The sequence below is a fragment of the Myroides fluvii genome (genome assembly GCF_009792295.1).
In the GTDB taxonomy this organism is placed as follows: domain Bacteria; phylum Bacteroidota; class Bacteroidia; order Flavobacteriales; family Flavobacteriaceae; genus Flavobacterium; species Flavobacterium fluvii_A.
Genome location: NZ_CP039934.1, coordinates 1,390,518 through 1,412,125, shown reverse-complemented (window position 1 = coordinate 1,412,125; position 21,608 = coordinate 1,390,518). Strand labels below are relative to the sequence as shown.

Annotated in this window: 18 protein-coding genes; 17 read left to right on the top strand and 1 reads right to left on the bottom strand. The window is 36.1% G+C overall.

The genetic code is table 11. From position 1 onward, the window contains the following. Positions 1–47 precede the first annotated feature (47 nt). Entirely contained in the window at positions 48–1,367 is a 1,320-nt protein-coding gene (gene sufD, locus FBR08_RS06425) for a Fe-S cluster assembly protein SufD (protein ID WP_158961968.1), read from the top strand. Positions 1,368–1,558: 191 nt separating this feature from the next. Here the strand turns inward: sufD and FBR08_RS06420 are convergent, their stop codons facing one another. Then, positions 1,559–2,206 (bottom strand): response regulator transcription factor, encoded by a 648-nt coding sequence (locus FBR08_RS06420; protein ID WP_158961967.1) that lies wholly within the window; start codon positions 2,204–2,206, stop codon positions 1,559–1,561. Between the two features lie 91 nt (positions 2,207–2,297). Here FBR08_RS06420 and tssO point away from each other — a divergent pair, with 91 nt between their 5' ends. From tssO to FBR08_RS06340, 16 genes are all read left to right on the top strand, one after another. After that, positions 2,298–2,813 carry a type VI secretion system TssO gene (gene tssO / locus FBR08_RS06415; RefSeq protein WP_158964197.1) on the top strand — a complete coding sequence of 172 codons (516 nt, stop codon included), beginning with the start codon at positions 2,298–2,300 and terminating at the stop codon, positions 2,811–2,813. Positions 2,814–2,819: 6 nt separating this feature from the next. Continuing rightward, positions 2,820–3,341 (top strand): type VI secretion system transmembrane protein TssO, encoded by a 522-nt coding sequence (locus tag FBR08_RS06410; RefSeq protein WP_158961966.1) that lies wholly within the window; start codon positions 2,820–2,822, stop codon positions 3,339–3,341. A 1-nt stretch (position 3,342) separates the two neighbouring features. Then, complete coding sequence (locus tag FBR08_RS06405) at positions 3,343–4,248, top strand: hypothetical protein (RefSeq protein ID WP_158961965.1); 906 nt, start codon at positions 3,343–3,345, stop codon at positions 4,246–4,248. Positions 4,249–4,283: 35 nt separating this feature from the next. Continuing rightward, entirely contained in the window at positions 4,284–6,755 is a 2,472-nt protein-coding gene (gene tssR, locus FBR08_RS06400) for a type VI secretion system protein TssR domain-containing protein (RefSeq protein ID WP_158961964.1), read from the top strand. Between the two features lie 11 nt (positions 6,756–6,766). Beyond that, positions 6,767–9,247, top strand: a complete 2,481-nt coding sequence (locus FBR08_RS06395; protein ID WP_158961963.1) for an AAA family ATPase — start codon at positions 6,767–6,769, stop codon at positions 9,245–9,247. 2 nt (positions 9,248–9,249) lie between these two features. Beyond that, on the top strand, positions 9,250–9,690 hold the full coding sequence (locus tag FBR08_RS06390; protein ID WP_233266268.1) for a GPW/gp25 family protein: 441 nt from the start codon (positions 9,250–9,252) through the stop codon (positions 9,688–9,690). A gap of 11 nt (positions 9,691–9,701) precedes the next feature. Then, a complete protein-coding gene (locus FBR08_RS06385; protein WP_158961962.1) occupies positions 9,702–11,597 on the top strand; it encodes a type VI secretion system baseplate subunit TssF in 1,896 nt (631 codons plus the stop codon). 3 nt (positions 11,598–11,600) lie between these two features. After that, the gene (locus FBR08_RS06380) at positions 11,601–12,539 is read left to right on the top strand and encodes a hypothetical protein (protein WP_158961961.1); all 939 of its coding nucleotides are present in this window, start codon (positions 11,601–11,603) and stop codon (positions 12,537–12,539) included. A 19-nt stretch (positions 12,540–12,558) separates the two neighbouring features. Beyond that, positions 12,559–13,458, top strand: a complete 900-nt coding sequence (locus FBR08_RS06375; protein WP_233266265.1) for a TssN family type VI secretion system protein — start codon at positions 12,559–12,561, stop codon at positions 13,456–13,458. Further along, complete coding sequence (locus tag FBR08_RS06370; RefSeq protein WP_158961960.1) at positions 13,455–14,606, top strand: hypothetical protein; 1,152 nt, start codon at positions 13,455–13,457, stop codon at positions 14,604–14,606. The genes FBR08_RS06375 and FBR08_RS06370 overlap by 4 nt, the downstream gene beginning before the upstream one ends. 16 nt (positions 14,607–14,622) lie before the next feature. Next, positions 14,623–15,273, top strand: coding sequence for a hypothetical protein (locus FBR08_RS06365; protein WP_158961959.1), 651 nt, complete (start codon positions 14,623–14,625; stop codon positions 15,271–15,273). 10 nt (positions 15,274–15,283) lie between these two features. After that, positions 15,284–16,642, top strand: a complete 1,359-nt coding sequence (locus FBR08_RS06360; protein WP_158961958.1) for a DUF5458 family protein — start codon at positions 15,284–15,286, stop codon at positions 16,640–16,642. A gap of 344 nt (positions 16,643–16,986) precedes the next feature. Then, on the top strand, positions 16,987–17,394 hold the full coding sequence (gene tssD / locus FBR08_RS06355) for a type VI secretion system tube protein TssD (protein WP_158961957.1): 408 nt from the start codon (positions 16,987–16,989) through the stop codon (positions 17,392–17,394). 338 nt (positions 17,395–17,732) lie between these two features. After that, positions 17,733–19,697 (top strand): type VI secretion system Vgr family protein, encoded by a 1,965-nt coding sequence (locus FBR08_RS06350; protein WP_158961956.1) that lies wholly within the window; start codon positions 17,733–17,735, stop codon positions 19,695–19,697. A gap of 5 nt (positions 19,698–19,702) precedes the next feature. Beyond that, positions 19,703–21,040 (top strand): hypothetical protein, encoded by a 1,338-nt coding sequence (locus FBR08_RS06345; RefSeq protein WP_158961955.1) that lies wholly within the window; start codon positions 19,703–19,705, stop codon positions 21,038–21,040. After that, complete coding sequence (locus FBR08_RS06340) at positions 21,040–21,339, top strand: hypothetical protein (RefSeq protein ID WP_158961954.1); 300 nt, start codon at positions 21,040–21,042, stop codon at positions 21,337–21,339. The genes FBR08_RS06345 and FBR08_RS06340 overlap by 1 nt, the downstream gene beginning before the upstream one ends. Positions 21,340–21,608 lie beyond the last annotated feature (269 nt).

The following is a 21,608-nucleotide window of genomic DNA, read 5'->3' as shown; positions in this document are numbered from 1 at the left end:
GTTTTAGTCAGGTCAGAGTCATTTTAATCTAAAAGGTAAAGCAGAATATGGAACTTAAAGATAAATTAATAACGTCTTTTGTCGCTTTTGAACAGCAATTGAGTGGTGAGCATGATACGCTGCACAATATTCGCGTGGAAGGGCTTAAGACATTTGAAAATAAGGGATTCCCAACAAAAAAAGAGGAAGCGTGGAAATACACTTCATTGAATTCAATTTTAAAGAATGATTTTTGTGTGATTCCCAAAAAGGAAGCAGCGATAGAGTATAAAGAGGTAAAACAATACTTTTTAAGCGATTCAGATACGTATAAATTGGTTTTTATCAATGGTGTATTTAGTTCGCATTTATCGTCTACCACACATGATGGATTAGATGTTTGCTTGATGTCTTCGGCTTTGAAAAAACCGAAGTACAAGATGATTATCGATACCTATTATAATACAATTGCGGATAAAGAGGATAGTTTAACCGCTTTAAATGCTGCCTATGCTGTAGAAGGTGCCTTTATTAATATTCCTAAGAGTACAGTAGTTTCTAAACCGATAGAAATTATCTATTTATCGACTTCAGGAGAGCAAGCATTGTTAGTTCAACCTCGTAATTTGGTTATTGTTGGTGAAAATGCACATGTTCAAATTTTAGAACGCCATCAAAGTTTAGATGAATGTAGCGTATTTACCAATTCGGTAACGGAGATTTTTGGTCATAAACGCGCAATTGTAGATTTCTATAAATTGCAAAATGATTTAGACACAGGTACGTTAATCGACAATACATTTATCAAACAAAAACAGGAGAGTAGAGTCATTGTACACACGTTCTCTTTTGGTGGTAAATTGACGCGTAACAACTTGAATTTCTATCAAGATGGAGAGCGTATAGACAGTACAATGAAAGGGATAACGTTAATTGGAGGCAAACAACACGTGGATCACTATACGTTAGTTTCACATGACAGTCCAAACTGTGAGAGTCACCAGAATTATAAAGGACTCTATGACGATAATTCGGTTGGTGTTTTCAACGGAAAGATTTACGTGGATAAAATTGCTCAAAAAACGGATGGTTTCCAACAAAGTAACAATATCCTATTGAGTGATAAAGCGCAAGTATATACAAAACCTCAATTGGAAATTTTTGCAGATGATGTACGTTGTTCGCACGGTTGTACGATTGGGCAACTAGACGAGGAAGCAATGTTCTATATGCGTCAAAGAGGGATTCCACAAAAAGAAGCCAAAGCATTGTTGATGTATGCTTTTACTGATGAAGTAATGGAGTCGGTGAAAATTCCAGAATTAAAAGCAAAAGTTGCTAAATTGATTGCCTTAAAACTTGGCGTATCAATGGGATTTGATATTTAATATTAGTTTATTCGTTATAATTAAGAAGGTGATTGACCAATTGGGTTAATCACCTTTTTTATTTTGTGGCGTTTTAAGCCTTTGTTTTAATTTTTCTACACAACCCTTACTTTCTTATTAATCTTGTCTTAAATCCCTTTTTCTACGGGAATCTAAATGCTTTTCTAATGGCATAGCTCAGCAATATAGACTTAGTTGTACAAGTGCAAATGATGCTCTACACAATAGGTAATGAGTTGAATTTTGTTTTGTACGCTAAACTTGTTGATTAGCTTTTTTATATGTGATTCAATCGTTCGCCCACTGAGGTGAACCTTTTCGCCAATCTCTTTGTTTGTCAGTCCTTTACAAGCGTAGTTGATGATCTTTAACTCCGTAGAAGATGGGGTGTAAACAAGCGCTTCTCTAGGCGTGTAATCGTTAAATTCTTTGTCGTGCGTTTTCCATTGTTCGAGGTGTTGTTTGTAAAAAGAAATATTCTCTTGCAAGAGTGCGGTGAGTATTTTGAAGATAATTTGGCTGTTTTTTTGACAGTAATACACGTGCTTATAAGAACCTAATTGCTCTTCAATATCCGCTTGATAGACATGTGTGTACATAATAATTGGTGTTTTATTCTGTTTTTTTTGCAAAATTTTTACAGCTTCTATACCCGTCATAATTGGGGTAAAAACATCAATCAGTAGAAAATTATTCTGCTTGTGTTGTAGCCTGTTAATCAACTCAAAACCATTGCTGTAATAATCTATTAGTTCAAGATTTAAAGCTCGATCCACATGTTCAATTAACAAGTTTTTAAAATGAATATCTGATTCACATATTGATAGGTAAATAGGCATTTATGAAATTTTTAGCTTGGAGAATGTAAAATTAATACTATTTTTGGGATATTATATTATTGTCAATAAAATAACTAATTTTAATTCTTTTATGTATTTGAAAAGTATAAATAGCAAACAGATTTACTTCTCTTTGCTTTGTTTTTGTGTGAATTTCGTAATTTTGATTTTTGTATTTTTTATAGGAATTTATTTCTTTTTTGAAAGTTCTGATCGGCAACATAAGCACATAGAAAAGGACCTTTTAGCGTATAAAACACTGCTGAATAAGCAATATGTTTTGAAGAGTAAAGTAGATACGGTGTATTATCATATGAGTTTGTTAAGCACGGGAAAAGTCGAGAACAACCTCTTCCTAGAGCAGTATATAACGAAAGACGTACAAGAGATAAAAAAACTTTTGAATTTTGAAAATAAAGAAAATTTCAAGGGGTATGATTTGCTGTTTACTCAACTGGATAGTTTGTTGGTTTTAAAAGATAAAATCATTGCAATTGACAACCAAGAGGCAGTTGCTTTGCGCGATCTCAATGAATGTATGCACCGCTTTAAGAATGTCTATACGGAATTGACGGATGATCCAAGTCGAAAATTTAATAAAAGATAAATAGTTATGACTCACGCCCATCAATCTCTTTCGAGAAAAGAACAGATTTATCAATTGTTTTACTTAATCGGAATGCTTGCCTTAGCCTTAGTTTTATTAGGTATTATTGGCCTTAGTGGCTATCATTCCCCCTTTGCCAAAGAAACGCGCTTAGATGCTGAAATGTTGGAGCAAAAAAACAGGTTTAACGAACAGCAAAAAAAGGTAGAGCCTTTAGTAGTAGCGGCTTTTCAAAAGATTAATACACTGGCACTTACTAGCCCAAAACCCATTGAAGAAAACGAAATCGTAAACGGCATTAATCAAGTGGTGAATTCATTTGCGAATACAACGATTTTCGATCCTCGTAAAGAGGTTTATAACCAAATAGGAGATTTCTACAAAATGTATTTAGAGGATAAAAAAATCATTGCGAAAAAACAGGAAAACATCAAGTTATTCCGCAAGCAATTCGAGGAGTGTTCCATTGGTTTTAAAGATAAAGAACAGCAATTAATTCAACGTAGAAATAGGTTACTAACAAGATAAAATGAGTTATATAAAAAAAAATAAAGAAAGAACGATCCTAGTTATTGGCATCACTTTCATCCTGTGTTTTTTAGTCGTTTACTTTTTTCAAAAATACTTTTACAGTTCTAAATTCAGTGGAGAAGCTTCTGTTTACCCCACAGTATTACAGCTCGGAGATACCCTGTATTTTAGTGAAAACCCACCTTCTCATTCGCTTAAAAAATGGGAATTTGGCGATGGGGATTTATCTCTAGAGGACAAGGGATTCCACCTCTATAAAAAACCAGGCTTCTACCAAGTTATGTATACGGTTAATGAAAAGAATATTCAAGCGTTTTCAATAGAAGTTAAGCCGAATACCAAAGAAAATTACGGCGATTATTTTACTGAAATTGATGCGCCGACCGAAGCAATGCAGTACGAAAATGTGATGTTTCGCGCAGTAACTGACAAGGCTACGATGTTTAGTTGGAAGTTTGGTGAATCGGGAACAATAGATGCCAAAGATCCCTTCGCTATTTATGCATATCAACAAGTTGGTGACTTTGAGGTGTATTTATACACAGACGAAACAGCTTATCCTGTCGTGCATAAGATAAAGATTTATCCCTCGTTTAAAAACCTCAATGAGGAATTAGATGTGGAAGATGGATATAAGCTAATTGACAATGATTTTAGAGAACACTTGCAACAGATTGCCAATGGAGCTTCTTTTAATAATCATTATAATTATTTGGTTAACACTTATTTATGTCAGAATGAAAACGCAGTTGTTAGTGTAAATACGACCAAGCGAAATTCTTTCTATTACTACTGTATGGGATTGAGATTTGATCAAAAGGCGGTGATTCAGTCAGTCAAAGCTGGTTTTAATGAGGAGGCTAATTGTGTAACAAAACTGAGTATTGTTCAAGTAAGTAACTAAAAATGAGGAATAAAAATTTAATAAAAATAGGGGGAATGTTTCTTAGTGGTCTTGTAATCCTATCTGGTTGTACCACAAAGAAAATAGGGGTTCGCAAAACACCTGCTGCTTGTGTTGTAGGAACGCATCAAGAACACGCGTTGTTGTCTGGTTATTCAGAAGAGCCCAAACCTTGGATTGTTTATGGAACAAAGGACCATGTTGCTTTGTATGCCACAGCAAGAAGTAAATCAACAGATAAGCATGTCGCCTTTTTTACTCCTTTGATCCTACTTAAACAAAAAGGCAATCGCTATAAAGTTGCGCAATATGAAGGAGGAAGTATTGTAAAAAACAAAATAGAAAAGAAAAAAATTAAAGAAAAAGGATGGGTACAGCGTGATGATTTACTTTTGTGGACGGATGCTCTACGCGATGCAACTACGGGTTTTCGCCTAAAAGGTGTAGTGGCATTGCAGGAACACTCCGTGTTGACTACCCTGGATAAGTACATGCAAAATGATTCAATCTACTTGTTTAAAGATCCTAGTCTACAAGTAAAAATTGAGGGTAAATTACCCCTTAATTCTCTTGTATATTTCTACGGGTTCTCACCAGATTACAAAAAGATTTTTATTGGTGAATCCCCTAAAATTGAAGAAGGCAATCCCGAAAATAAACGCTTTGGTTGGGTAGATGCCCGTATGATTGGGGTATGGGGAGAACGAACAGCTTTTCGATTGAAACCTTCCGTTGAGGAACAATCTTTTCAATTAGCACTTGAAAACACAGATAGGATGAAAACCGTTTTTTCACCCGTTGTATGTGAAGATGGAGCGCTTGATACGCTTAATTTAGGAAATCTTTATCCTATTAGTTATCGTCCGAGTAAGGATGTTTTTAAAGTGAACTATTTGGATCAGGTTTTAGACTATACTGAAAACAAGGTTTACAATATTGAAGGAAGAGCCGTTTATTATGATACATATCGCAACATTGTAGCAGATAATCGAAAGTTAAATCTGATCCTTCTTGTTGATGGATCAAAAGAAATTACGGATCATTTAATTCCCTTAAAAACCGTTTTTCAAGGGTTAAATATGCAGCTTGCTACCTCAGCTTATTTCAATTCTGCTGCGTATGCTACTCTTTTTTATCATGTTTACAAGGGGTATACAAACAACCGATACGCTCGACTTCTCGATTTTGATACCTGGTCTAATTCCTTGGCTGTACCACTTAGTTTCAACAAAATGTCAACGCAAATGTCAACGCAAATGACTTCGCTAGACGAGGTGTTTGATGAGGTTAGTCGACTGCTCAAAACACAACAAAATGAAAGCAATTTAATTGTAATTGTAGGACAGCGTTTGACAGCCGAAGATCAGTCTAAACAGGAAGCGTTAGCAGCAAAAATTAGCAGTACAGGTAGCCGTGTTATTTTTTATCAAGTAGCTGCTAATAATGGCGATTCACACAATGACTTTGTCCTAACAGCAGAGGAGGTTATCAAAAGGTCGGCCAATCAAATAACCAATAAAAAGAAACAAAAACTTGTCGATTACGAAGGAATAGTAGAGGCCAATGCGTTTGATTTATCTCAAGGTGATCAAGGGGTTTATCAATTGGATTTCCCAACGCAAAGTATGCATCAAGGAGCAGTCATTTTTCCACGTAAAGGAGAGGAGAATAAACCGATGTTGTTGCAGCGCATTCTTACTAAAATGATTGGTGATATAGCAACTGAAAATCAGCGCATTGGTCGGGCACTTACTGCCGTTTTTAGCAGTGATTTAGGCGTGTCTCACACAAAGATTAAGCCCGTATACCAACCCTTTTTTCGACAAGAAAACACCTATGTGCCAATTGGTATAGCCAAACAATTGATCAATCAGAATTACGCTTTTATGCAAGAGGGAATAATGGCTGATTCAGCGGAAACAATTGATGCTAGAACTAGAGAATACGGCGTGCTACTAGATGAGAATGAAATGGAGCAATTGGAGCATTATTATCGCAGTATTTATGCAAATGTGTTCAAGAAAGGGCATTTAAATAATAAGAAAATGATTCGCAGGTATATCACCGCAGCAAGAAGAAATAGCATTACCCCCAATAAGATGAACAGAAAGTTCTGGCGATCAAATCCCATGGCGATTGGATTGTTCCAACAAACGGGCTTGTATTTAACTACTTGGGATACGCTAGCAAAGAAAAATTTGAAACAGTGGAAAAACGAAAAGAGGGTCAATACGAATGTGTTAAAACGCTTCTTTAGTCAATTTCAAATAATAGCAAATAAAATTAAAGAACAGAAAGAAAATCAAGCTGTTACCCTCCAACAAAATGGAAGTAAATTCTATTGGTTGAATCAATCATTCATCCCTGTTTTGGATCAGAGCATGGCTAAAAAAGGGAGTGAAATTCCTCTTGAATTAGAACAATTTCAAATTTCTCCTGTAAAAAAGGAAGAGAATAAAAACAGAACTAAAAAATATATAAAACGCGTAAAACGCGGAATGCCTTAAAAAAGAAAGAAATGAATGAATATTTAATAAGTAACTCGGTTCAAGATTTGATGGCTACGGCAAAATTAATTGCCAAAGAAAATTGCAATTCTCTTTATTCAGGGGCACATATTTTAAAAGCCATGATGCATGAAGAGGCTGAATTGTGTGATTTCGTTACAAGTTTAGGAGAAGATGTAGCCTATGTTGCTGATTGGGCTACTGTGAGAATAGAGGAATACCCAAAAACGACACAACTAGCACTAGAGCCTCAACCAGATATTGCACTAGAAGATTTGATGGAAAATGCAGAAGATATTCGACGCATTTTGGGATTAGCCACAATAACATCTGTGTGTATTTTGACCAGTCTTGTCAAACCAGGTATTTTCTTTACAAAAGAACAATTATTGTCTTTGCCTTTAAAAGAAGTTGACATGCGTATGTTCTTGTATGATAGGTATAATCCCACTAGTTTAAATGGTGAACAAGAGGCATGGGATGATAGACCTAGTTGTATTGAAGATAGATCTTTAGACCCCTGCTTAATAGATTTAATTCAAAAATTGCAATACGTTGAAAATGAAGGGTTAATCGTAGGTAGAGAAGGAGAGGTTAGAGCCTTAATCGAAATACTCGGAAGAAAGTCAAAACCAAATGTTATTTTGGTCGGAGAACCAGGCGTGGGTAAAACAGCCATCATGGATGGGGTGGCTAAACTTTTTAAAGAATATTCTTTACCTAATTCATTGAAATATAGAACGTTGTTTCAGTTAGATTTTAGCTCATTGGTTATGGGAACTACTGGTAGGGAAGAAGTAGAAGGGCGTTTCAAGTCTATGTTGAAGTCGTGTCGTTCTTCGGCAGTAGTGCTCTTTATCGACGATATACACGTACTGGTAGATCCTAAATCAAACTTCGGAGGTTTACATCACTTGTTAAAAGCAGAGTTAGGGGACGGACCACTTATTGTAATCGGAACAACTACAACTGAAGAGTATCGAAAATTGATTGAGCCTGAAGCTTCATTTAGTAGAAAATTTGAAAAACTTGAAATACTAGAGCCCAATCCACAGACTTGTGTAAAAATGTTGGAAAACAAATTGAAGAGCTATGAAAGATACCATAGTATTGGCGTTGAACCAGAAGCATTAGACACTTGTGTAATGCTAGCTAAACGCTATGCTAAAGATAAAAAACTGCCCGATACAGCCTTTGATTTACTTGACCGTACAATGGCCGCAGCAAAACTTAATGGGGTGTTATCAAGAGCAGAATTGATGGCTTGGTGGGATAGTTTTAAGCATGATTTAAATAAAACTTTTGTGGATGATCAAGGTAAATCGAGCGATATGCTGTGGAATTTTAATCAACTGCAACAGCGAATTAGCCCGATTCTATGGGGGGCGTTAAAGGAAGTTCCTCAGTTGGAGTTGAGTATGGGTAGTACGTTGATTGGTGAGAGTATTCAGAGGATACATGCGGAATTACTTCAGCACGCAACGCAACAAACAGATCGTATCTCCAGTGTGGAATTAGCCGCTGTGATGGCTGCGAAAACAGGTATCCCACTAGGAAAAATTCAAGTACAAGAAAAAGAAAAGCTCTTGGCGCTAAAGGAATTGTTAGGACAGTCTGTAGTGGGACAAGAACACGCGTTACAAGTTGTGTCTGACGCTATAATTGAAAGCAGAAGTGGACTGCAAAAGCCAGGGCAACCCATAGGATCATTTTTCTTTTTAGGCCCTACAGGAACGGGTAAAACAGAATTGGCAAAAACGATAGCCTCTCTGCTGTTTAATGATGAAAAGGCTATGATTCGCTTTGATATGTCTGAATTTAAAGAGGAACATGCCGCGGCGTTGTTATACGGTGCTCCTCCAGGGTACGTCGGTTATGAAGAAGGTGGAATGTTGGTCAACAAAATTCGGCAACAACCGTATGCCGTCGTTTTATTTGATGAAATTGAAAAAGCACATCCTTCTGTTTTTGATGTCTTTTTACAGTTGATGGACGAAGGAAAAATACACGATAAATTAGGGAAAGTTGGCGATTTTAGTAATGCACTTATCCTGTTTACATCGAATATTGGCAGTGAACAGATTGTTACTGCTTTTGAAAATCAAGAAATCCCCACTTCGAAAGAATTAATCCGCGTTATGAAAGGACATTTTCGTCCTGAGTTTTTAGCGCGTATTACAGAGATAGTTCCTTTTTCGCCAATTACAGAACAAATGGCTGAGCAAATATTTAGTATTCAATTGAAGGCGTTTGTTGAGGCCTGTCATCGCTTGCAAATTGCCTTTGAAATCACCGATTTGGCTATCAAAAAGTTGGCGATTTCTGGATTTAATTCAGCTTATGGAGCTAGACAAATCAATGGTGTATTGCGCCAAGAAATTGCTCAGCCTATTTCTAAAATGATTGTCAAAGGAGAGGTGAAAACAGGACAAAAAATCAAGGTAGATTGGCAAAATGACGCCGTTGTATTTCATATTTTAGAACAAGTATGAGCATGCAAAACACTTTTTTGAGATTCCCTTTTGATCCAGAATATGCAATAACAGAAGGGCTATCATTGCCTACATGTAGTTTAGCTGAGAGTGTTGCACAGCACATCATGTTATTGATTTTAACGCGCAAGGGTGAAAATCGCTTTAATCCTGATTATGGTAATGCGGTATGGGATTTAGAATTTGATAATGCTGTTTCAGCTGCGGAATGGGAACGTGTTTTTGAAAGTAGTTTACTTGAGCAAATTACTCGTTTTGAACCTCGAATAATCCAACCAAAAATTCAAGTACACATTGAATATGTTGAACACCACTACGGCACAAAAGACTTTGTTGAAATTAGAAAAAAAGCCAAGATTGGCATCAATGCGATAGTCACCGAAATAGGGGAACGCTTTACGTTTAGCACACATATCTATTTAAGTCCTATGGCGGTAGATTAAAAGATACTAGGATGAAGAACATACGAAACAATTATGCTAAAGAGACGATAAAATCAAGAATAATACAAAATGCAACTAAGCTTTGGGGAGTGAATAATCCCAATGCTTTGGATCCATTTGTCACCTTGTTAATCGACGCTTTTAGCACAGAAATTTTTAAAGTAAATAACGATATAGAGCAAATAAAAGGAAGCATCTTAGAAAAGATTGCTCGTTTATTAACACCGAGTATTTATACCTATTCTAGGCCTGCTCATGCCATTGCAGTTATTGAACCCGAAGAGGCCCAACAAGTGCTCTTTGATCATCAAGAATTTTTTATTAAAAAAGTATTTACTTCAAACGTAAAAACTACTTCAGATCTCAAATTGGATATCCCTTTTACGGCTATCGATACTATTGACCTCATTAAAGCAAAAGTTAACTATAGCATTAGTGGGGATACGCTGTGGGAATATGATGTTTTTCACAATCGTACACCAATAGCTAAGTTGCGTCAAGCTGGAGCAGCCAATCAACTGTTCTTAGCCTTAGATTTTAGTGATTTTGAACTGGAAAATATGCCCGAGTCGATCTGTTTGTATTGTGATAATCCTACTTATGATCATCTTGAGTTTGTCTATAGGTTATTGCCATTTACAACAATAACGGCAAAAGAAAACCTCCTGCATATTGCTGAAGGACGAACATATGCAAGCCAAAAATATCAAATAGGTCACAATGCTGCATTTGATGGATATTCAATGGAAAGGAGGGTACAGGAAAATATTAAAACATTTTATGCTGCTAAGTTTATTGAAGTCAGCGGTTTCAAGAGAAAAATAGAAAAATTAGAACTTGGTACCCTGCCCTATGAGGTTGCTTTTTCTGCTGAAGATGAGCCCTTGGAAATTCGGTTGAAGAACAAGCGTTTGTTCTGGCTTAAGCTTGATTTTCCCCCGCAGTATTCACAAGAGATAATCGCCGGTTTCTCCTTTCATCTAAACGCCTTTCCGGTGTATAATAGGGGTTGGAAATCAAGTGAATCGAATTTGGACATCATGGAAAATACCATTCCCTTAGTTACAAAAGTAGGAGAGGAGTTTCTATATACACAACAAGTGATGGACAGTCATGCTAGAGTGTATAATGAAATTCCCTTCTCAGAACACAATAGCTTAAAACAAGGTCTATATACCGTTCGAAAGGGTGGAATGGAACGCTTCAGTGAGCGCAATGCCATTGATATGATTTCATACGTGATCGAGTTAACGCGGGATGAAGTTTCTGCTTTTGGAATTCTCGAACGTGATAAAGTCATTGAGGCCCTCCAAAAGATGGTTCAGCAAATGCAAACGCTGGATCAAAAGGTAAAAACAGTAAATGCCAATGTTGCAAGTGACGTGCATTATGTTATCGCGGAACCTATGGATGAAACCGATGCCATCAAAGCCTCATATTGGATTACGCATTGCGCTTTAGCTAATAATATTAGAAAGGGAACCCAGCTCACACAACAAGACAAAGTCTATACCAATGTGAACCGGCATATTGTCTTGCTGAGTACTTCTCAAGGAGGCGAAAGAGAAAAGGAGGGAACAGATGCTATCCAGGCTTATAAATATGCTCTAACTACAAGAGATAAGATTATTTCAAAAGAAGATATCAGAAACTATTGCAAATTGGTATTACAAGAACATTGTAAAGAGGTGCGCATCTCAAAGGGAATTCAGGTTAGCGATAAACCCAAAGAAGGCTTTTCTAGAACAGTAAATATTGAGATTGTGGTAGATAATTACGAAACATTAAGCAGTCATAATTGGATTGATTACGCTCGTAATTTTAAACGGCAATTAAGCAATAAATCAATAGACGGCATTGACTATATCGTACAATTTAGAGGACAAGATTTGAACGAAGACGAATAAAATATGAAAGACTTTAATCCTGTGAATTTCCAAGAGTACAATGGATTACATACCGATTATAAAACTGAAGTAATCGCGTATAATATTTGGAAAAATCACAAAGAAGTTGATGGCGTTTTTCTCAAGCGATTAGGAAGTAATAACAGAAGTTTTCGCAAAGATCTCAAGCAGATTAAAGAGGAATATATGGAGGTTAAAGAGAGAATCATCAGTGTTGAAAGCTATAGGGAAGGACTCTATGATTATTTGCCTGAAGGACTTTTTCATCCTCCTTCTTTTAAAAATTCACGACACAGCATTACTGATGTTGTAGAGCAAATTAGGCATGAAAAGCGAATAGAAGAGAAGTTGAGGTCTTTTTTTCAACCTTTTGAATTGGAAGTGTACTTCAGCCATCTCAATGCCTTGGCACTAGAGGATAGTTTTAATGGAATTGGACGACGGGATCAATTGATGCAAATGCTAGAAGAACTCTGGCCTCTACTGAAACTCTTAGATGATAGAAATGCAAAGGTCTTTGCTTATTTACTTCCTCATTTTCACGCTGCTAGGGGTAAGAAAGTTTGGATAGAAAAATGTTTGAACACGTTGCTCAATATACCTGTGAATTTGAATTTTTCGTCAAGTTCAATAACGGTATTTGATGAATTATTCAGCACAATTGCTTTAGGAGAAATGCAACTTGGGTTAACTACTGCACTTGCTGATGACTACTGTGATGGTGGATACGATTGGCAATTTGAATATGGACCAATTGACTACAAAGACCTTCATCTTTATCTCGATGGAAGTCCTTTACGTACGGTGTTACAAGCAATTTATGACTATTGTCTTCCTGTTTCGGTAGAAGTAATAGAAACATTTGTGACACTCAAACAAGCAGATGCTTTTAGACTAGCAGAGCACAACACTAGCCTTTTGGGCTATTCAACTTATTTATGATGTAAAAACAAATACAATTATGCAGATTGAATATATCAAAGCTTTTTTCGTTACTCATTTACTTCTTCCAACCCTGCTTTTATGTTTTGTTTTGCCTCTGGCTTTACTGAAACAGAAAATGCCTTTTATTAAGGTCAAGGAAGTAGTATGCTATGTATTAATCAATGGAATCGTACTCGCTTTGCCTGGATTGCTCGGTTTCTCAGGCAATACCTTTAGCCCCTATTGGTATTTGATTGCAAGTATACTTTATTTTTTATTCGGATTGATACACCTGAATCAGATACGAAAGCGATTCCAAGGACAAGATGTCCCCAAGGGACTGGCTAAAGCATTTGAGGCCTGTCTTACTGTATGTAATTTGTTGCTGGGCGTCTATTTGTTTGTTTATGTTTTCGATTGGTTAAGCCCTTTTAAAGGCTATGCTTATACCGCTGCAACCTCAAGTATATTCTATACGATTCCACTGTTATTCTATTATTCCTATGTTGAATTTTTACAAATTCCCTTCAGTATTTATAAAACATGGAGCTATGATGTCAATAAACAAGTCGGTGATTTTAACGGTGTTGACTTGACTCGTTTAATGATTGTTACTGTTGAGCTAACAAAGAATGTCAACGACGGAAATCAGTTTCAAATTAAAGCTAAGACACTAACAAATGGAGTCACTTTTGGGGATTGGTTTCAGAAAGTATTAGACGATTACAATTTCAAACATGGAACCAATACGATCGAATTAAACGATGAGGAAGGCATACACTACAATTGGATATTTTACACTAAACGCTCCTTATTCCATTTTCGCAGTTACTTGGATTTCGATTTAGATATTTCGCAGAATAGGCTAAGAGAAAATGATGTTATTAGCTGTAAGAGAGTTGTTGAAAATAAACGTAAAATAAATGAATTACTATGATAAAACCAATTCAATACGAGGCTGTTAACTGGGTTGATGGCATGAAAATTTCGAAGAGACACTTCGATGCACAAACTAATTTTATGCTGGATAGCATGAGGGATATTCGCGCTGCCTTTTGCCCCGCTTTTTCCTATGGATTTTTGCCACTTGACGAACATAATAGCGCGCCTAATTTAGTTGAAGTACTCACTACTATTACAGGTAATATCGAACTTGTAATTAAAAAATGCAACGCAATTACTCCTTCTGGTTTTAGAATAGCATTTGATAACCTTTCGGTGAATTTAAAGCCATTATTACCCCAATTAGGAGAGGAATTAAAGGAGCAAAAGAGTACCTATTATTTGCTGCTCTCCATTAATCCTTTTGACAGAATTCCTCACGGAGTGATGGATGGGGAAGAAACGCCACCCCGCTATCCCTTTACTAAGCCAAATCACCGCGTCGAACTCTTTTCAGTTAAGGCTTTTGAGGCAAATAGCAGACACAGTGATGGAGATTATGTTGTTATCGGTAAGTTATCCATACACGGTGAATTAATGCATGTAGAAGAGAGTTACATCCCTCCATGTACCAGTGTGACGAGTCATCCCGTATTGCTCAGACAATATGATTCGATGGTTCAAATTCTACCGATGCTCGAAAACTACGCCATTAGAATTTTACAACGAGAAATTAATGCGAAACAAAATAATGGTCTAGTCAGCAGTGTGAAATTACTCTGTCAAGCTCTGATTCACGATATAGGATCAGCGTATTTTTATCTAAGAAATGTTGCACAACATCTTGCACCTCTTCATTTTATTGCGTGTTTTTCTCAAATGGCTACGCATTTGTATCAAGTAACGAAAACACTTTCTTCTGTTGATTTAGAAGAACTACTTAATTATATCAGTGAGTGGAGTGAAATTGCACCCCATCGCTTTTTAAGTCAATTGACCAAAGTAGCAGAGATAAAGTATCAACATACGGACTGTGAATCGCATCTCCGTGAAATGCATTTAATGGTCAATAGTTTAGAGAAAGTCTTTCTAAAATTAAGCGAATTAGACTACATCGGTCAACGCAAAGAAAATATCATTGTAAATGAATTGGAAGTTACCCCAGTATCAAAAAATAATCGCGGTTGGAGTGTATTGGATTAATTAATAAAGCGAAAACATGCACTTGTTCAATCGATTTGTAAAAGCAGTACAGGCTATTAGAGGGGTAAGAAATGCTGTAGTAAAAAAAAATCAAGAGAATAAACGGAAACCCGAACAAGGAGGAAAACAACAAAATAACGATGATTTAGCGAAAAATAGTGACGCATTATCGGTATTCAATGATAAAATAATAAGTACTAATCTATATAAAAATGAGACAATGACAATGTTTAATTATGGTGTTGGCGGTAACGAAATTAAAGTCGACGCCAACGATGCAATTCAAGAAATACAGGGAAATAAAAGTTTGCTAGTGGCAAAATTGACAACAAATGACGCTGTATCTCCTGAGATTGTAACAGGACTGAAAACGGTAGAAGATGTATTCAGACATTATACTCCAACTATGGATGTTGAACACACTACTCTTGATGGAGAATTTGTGAATGAGGAATTTAGATTTAAAAATTTAGGCGATTTTACGCCAAATAAAATGGTGGAGAACTCCTCTTTTCTCAAAGGATTAAAGCTTGACGAAGAGCAATACAACAAGATAGTGAAACAGCTAAGAGTGAATAAAGTGCTTCGAAAACTATTAGAGGATGAGATAGCGAAGAAAGAGTTTGCTACTATTTTGAGAGCGATTGAAAGAGAATTGGAAAAGTAAAAGTTAGAGGATGGCAAAATTAAAGCAAGAATTACAAGCTGTTGAAAGTCAAAATCAATCGCAAGTTAAAAACTCGGAGTCCGTTGGATTCGCATTAGAGAAATTAGGAGGATTTGGATTTGTTGAATCTGTCGTAGATGGCATGGCAAATATGAATCCTGAACGCAAAGCTCGTCGGCAGATTTTTCTTACAGATTCAAGTAAAAAAGAGGAACGTAAAGACCTATTAAAAAATATTAAACTTTGGCTCGAGCTGCTTGAATCAGAGGAATCTCCAGAGCAACTTATTGAACGATGTAAACAAAAATCGAGTCAAGCCATCATTAGCCTGAAAAGCAATTTGAAACAGGCCTTGAATCAATGTCGTGAACTAGAAGTTAATTATAGAACACTTGCGCAATTTTACAAGAATACGGAACTAGATAAAGTGGATAATGTTCATGTTATCAATGCCTCGATGGAACAAATCACAGATTTAGATAATCCGGTGTTCATTAATTATATAGCCGAAGAATTTAAATTGTATTATGATCGGTTGGATTTGCGAGACAATTATTCTTTGTTGTCTATTCCTGGATATATGAGATCCAATATGATAATTGATAAATGGGCTAAAATTTGCAACGAGAATAAAGTAATGCTTTTGACCGATTTTGCGAATTTAGATAAACCAGATGATGTTGTTGACTTGTTTCATTCCGCTAATTTAACGAGCGCTGATGTACATAAAAGCAATGTGATTATGACTTGTAATTGGTTAGTTGGTCGTGGTCGTGCAGTTGAGGTTGGAGAAGAAGAGGATGTGTTTATCGCACCTTCTACTTCTTTAACAGGCAAAATTCACAAAACATTGATGTCTCAAGTTGCTGCAGGAAAAAAACACGGGGGAATTAACGAGGTAGAGGCGGTCAAATTTGAATTGAAAAAAAGCGAGATTTCTCAACTCGAAAAGATGGGGCTTGTGCCCATGGTAAATGAATACGGGAAAATTATGGCCTTTTCTGCGAAAACGCTGTTTGATGGTGAGAATATTGGACTTCAAACGTATTCGGTTGTTCGCGTATTTGACTATGTTACTAAGGTATTATTAGATTTCTTAAACCGCAGGGCCTTTGAGAATTGGAGTGCCAAAAATGAAGATGATTTGCGTCAGCAAATTGTTGTTTTCCTAGATGGAATTAAAGGCGCAGATAAGTTGATAGAAAAATTTAAAATTGTTCGTTTTGAGCAAGATAAGCACCAAAAAGATCGAGTATGGCTGGATATTCGTTTGACACCTTATTTTCCCGCTAAGAGTTTTGTAATTAAACTTGATGGTCATAAAGGAGATGATGGAAATGATTGGGAAGCTGAATATATACAAGAATAATTTTTTTTTAGCCAATAGTTTATGAAAAGACTATTGGCTTTTTTCTTTTATAAAGCACTTTAAACACAACAGACGACGCGATTTGTGGTATCCAGGTTTTAGTTCATGATGATTTTTATTTTTTTAGCAGGAGATTTTTCTATTTCTGCAAATCATAGCGTTGTATATTGTTTAATAAAATAATTAATAATTTGATTTTTAATAATAAGATTCATTGAATAGAATAATTTTAACTAATTGTTTACAGTATAATTCCTATTGTTTCGATTAAATGTTGTTTTATTTAAAAATAGTTGAGTATTAGTTTTTAAGTTTGATACAGTAATAATTTAAAACTAATACGTATGGCAGAAAACAATTCAAGAGCCGTTTTAAAATTTAATGGCGGTGATGCGCAGAAGGTATTAAACCTTAAGTATGGTGTATCTCGTTCAGTAGATGTTTCAGGTCGTGTCGCATCAGATCCTTCTAATGCGCTTATTACTATCACGGTAGAGGCAACTGATAAATCAGATGTCTTAGAAAGTTTACTGAATGGTAAGTATAAACCAACAACGGGTGAAATTATCTTCAATAAATCTCATGAGGAAGGAACCTTGATCACATTGAAATGGTCCAATGGGTATGTTGTTCAACATAGTGTTGATTTTGATGCAATTAATACAAATGCGATGTATATCACATTTGTGGTTAGTGCAGAGAAGATTGACTATGGAAACTCCGTTTATCAAGGCTCTTGGCCAAGCGCTTAATTAAAGTATAATAGCGAGTTAAACGCTGTTTTTTCTACTACCCTAGAATGAGTGAAAATTTAGTTTACAAATTGTAAAAAAAGTAAGGTATACTCGATTTGTTTTTTGTTCACTTAACTCATACTTATTCTGGGGTTTTTTTCTTAGTATTTTATGGATGCGTGTTGCTGTGGCCCAAAAGCAAAGTTGTTGTTCTAGCTGTAAATTCAAAGCGTGTACTGCATTCTTTTTTATAGCGAAGCCCAATCTCCTTCGCCATGTATCTTTTTAATCTACTATAGTGAAATAAACCTCTTATTAGTTAAGAACCCTCAACGGTTTATTAAACCATTTAGTCTATGATAAATAAAATCTTATCTGCTGAAAAGGAGCTAAATCAAACCAATTTGACAGAAAATTTTAGCTCATTACATCCTGCCCAATCTAGAACAATAAGCAATGCAAATGTAACTACGCCAGATTTACATCTTGGAGTAAATCCTTTAGTGGATGTGAAAATTGTAATCGAAGGTGTTGAATGTAAGGGATTTAATTCGTTTCATTTACAACAAAGTATTCAAGATCATCATGCGTTTGTATTATCGTTACCTCATCATGCCCTAGGAGAGCGAGAAAATTACCAAATGGCGCAAACACAAGAGCTATTGGGGAAACGCATTTTGGCGCGAGTAACTTATAAATACGGAAAAAAGGAACCAGACCGCAATTTTATAGGGATCATTACCGAGGTTAGTTTTGAACAAACACAAGGAAATCACGGTGATATTATTCTGAAAGGGTATAGCCCAACGATATTGTTGGATAAAGCTCCACATATTCAAAGTTTTGGTGGATGCGAATCCACCTCGTTACAAGCGATTGTCAATCAATTATTGAATGAAGGGTATACACAAAATGGAAAGTACAATTACTTCATTCAATCCAATCAACAAGCTATATTATCTTATAGTTGCCAGTACAACGAAACCGCATATAATTATTTGACGCGTATTGCAGAAGCCTATGGAGCGCAATTTTTCTATGATGGAGAGGTATTGTATTTTGGAGATATTCCCAAGACAGAAACGACTTTGTCTTTGGTTTATGGTCGAGATATTGAACAAATTAAAGTAAGCATGTCTGCGCAACATGTTAATCGCGAATTTTACGGTTATAATAGCCTAGACAATGAGCATTTAACAGCTACGGGCGACACGACACTTGAGGTGAAAGGAACTTTAGCAAAACGAGCATATGAACTATCACAACGCGTTTTTACCTGTCCTTCTGTCCAAGCAGCACCCATCAAAGCAACTACAAATCAGGATATAACACAAGCTCAGAAAGGATTGATCGGGCGTGTTGGCATGAGTGTTTTTACTATTTCAGGAACAACAACGAATCCTTTTTTGTACCCAGGTTGTTTAGTAGAGCTCAGTATGTTTAACGCATTGGAGCGAGAAAATCATTTTTTTACGAAGTTAATGATAACTAGTATTTCACACGAAATAGATGCGCTAGGGGCGTACAAAGGGCATTTCGAAGCGGTCGATGCCGATACGGGTTATATTCCGCGTGGAAATTATCAAAAGCCCATTGTAGAACAACAATTGGCTACTGTAATAAGTAATCAGGATCCCCAAAATAAAGGTCGAGTACAAGTGCAATTCGATTGGCAAAATGTCGATCTGAAAACTGCTTTTATTCGCGTTATGTCACCCGATGCAGGAAGTAGTACAAACGTCGATACTAATCGGGGTTTTGTGGGAATTCCAGAAGTAGGAGATCAGGTTTTAGTTGGCTTTATCAACCAAAATCCCGATCGACCTTTTGTTATGGGAGGAGTCTTTCACGGACAAATAGGTGCAGGGGGAGGAACAGAGAATAGCACAAAAAGCTGGAGTACTAAAAGTGGTCATATTATCGAACTCAATGATCAAGGAGGAATTCAAATTATAGATAAGAAAAAGAATACAATTCAGCTAGACGGAGAGGGAGTAATTACCATAAATAGTTTAAAGGCAATTGTATTGAAAACGGGAAAATCAAGTTTGTCACTTGATAAAAGCGGAAAAATATCCATACAAGGAGAGGAACTTAATCTACAAGGAGAAGAGATTTTCCATGTTGCTAAAGATAAATTGAAAGCAGTAAGTGGAAGCGCAAGTTTAACTTTAGATGCAGGAGATAATGAAGCTACACTAAGTTCTAAATCTACCTCGATCAAAGGAACAAGTGTCGTGAAAGTCAATGGAGGCATAGATGCCAAAGTAACAGCAGGTGGAACTGCTTCTATTGAAGGAGCTATTGTTAAATTAAATTGAGTAATATGGATAGTAACCCTATTCAACAACGGATAGAAGAATTTGAACAAAAATATTTAGAAATTCGCTATACCCAAGCCTATAAATACCTGATTTTGCGCACAGCTCAAGACGATTGGGAAATGCTAGAGGCTTTTTATGATTATATGTTGGGTATTGATAACGAGGTTGAAGATGTCGTGCTTGTATTTCAATCGGCTTTATATCAAGTAGAAACGTATAGCCAAGCCCTAGTAGAAGAGCTTTTTGCCTTTGTGCTTCTTTGGAATTATGCGGATAAACCTGATAGCATAGAACATAGTTTTATAGATTGGAAAATGAATAGGAGCTTATCTTCGACTAAAAATACAGCCGCTTTATTTGTTGCTAATATCAATGCCTTTTGTCAATCAGTTACATTAGAAGAGGACTCGAATATTGTTTGTGTACTTCATTATCAAAATAAAGAATCTCGCCCTATCCTTCATTGGTTGAAGGATTTAGCTCAATTAGAATTACATCCTAGCGTAACTATTGTTCTCAGTGATACATTTGAAGACCCGTTGTTTAATGCTTTTAAGGATTATTCTCCCAAGGCAACTCAAATTTTACCCCATCGCTTTGAACTCAATCAGGCAATAAAGGAAATTGCCGCTATGGGTGATCCAAATACTCCTGATACAAAGTATAGATATCACATGGTGCAGTTGCACGAGTCTATAAACAAACAACGCGAAAAGGAGGTGCATAAACACGCTAACTTCTGTTTAGAAATCGCCGATCAGAATAAAGAAAATGACGCGAATTGGTATGTACAGAAAATGTTGGTCTACAGTACTTGGTCAACGTTTGAGTTTAGTAAAAAACAGTTTAAACAAGCAGTAAAGTTTATTGATCTCGGCATAGATTCCCTACTTGAGGTAAAGGGGAAACTTGTAGAAGATATGGTAGATCGATTGTTGGGACAAGGTTTTTTATTTCGTGGTAATCTATACTTGTTGTTAAAAGAAAATGAGAGAGCTCAAGAAGATTTTATGCAAGGGGAATTACATTATATCAATTGCCAAGATTATCTTATGCAAATTGAATCTGTTCGATTGATCGTGCAAGCGGCTGAAAAAATTGGCGATAAAAAAATAAAATACGAAGCTTTAAATAGAGGAATACGCTTAGGTGTAAACCTCAATCCAACCTTGGCTCAAGCTTCGACCTATACTTTGTTAGTCAAAGAGGTTTTAGCGGCTAGATACAATTCATTTATTTCTGACAGTGAACTAGATGCAATTGTCAAGCCATTATTAGGAGACCAATGGCGTGTAAATAATAAAAATGTCAAAAGTATAATGACAAAAAAAGAGCACTAATGAATACAGAAGATAAAGGATGGTTGGTTACCCTGATAGAGGTAATCCCCGAACTGCCGGGCATGGTGTTGTTAATCATTGGATTACTAGTCCGATACTGGGCAATCAAAGGCAAGCCGTGGATGTATGATACAGGTGGACCAGGTGTGTTTAGCAATATTACTTGGATCAAAAATACATTTGGTGAGACCGTTGCTCAATGGTCTAATTTACTTATTGCTTGGGGGATTATTGTGGCAGGATTCGCTTTAATAGCATTAGGCGTGTGGCTGAGAATTTCTAGTATGACAAGTAAGTAAAGGAAAAATATTCGATTGGTCGGTTGAAGATAAAAAATAGAGTATGAACTATGTTTTGCTGTAAATAATCAGGGTGATTATGGAAGAATAAAATTGGATTAACAAAGCATAGGCTATTCCTTCAATTAGACAAGAAAAACGATTGGGGATGTGTAACAAATTCCTTGAATGGCTGTACTAAAAGTACAAGTAGATTTTCCTTGATTAGGGGGAAATACAATCCGTTCAGTATAGATTCTATATTAAATCCTATTCAAAAAGCAACAACT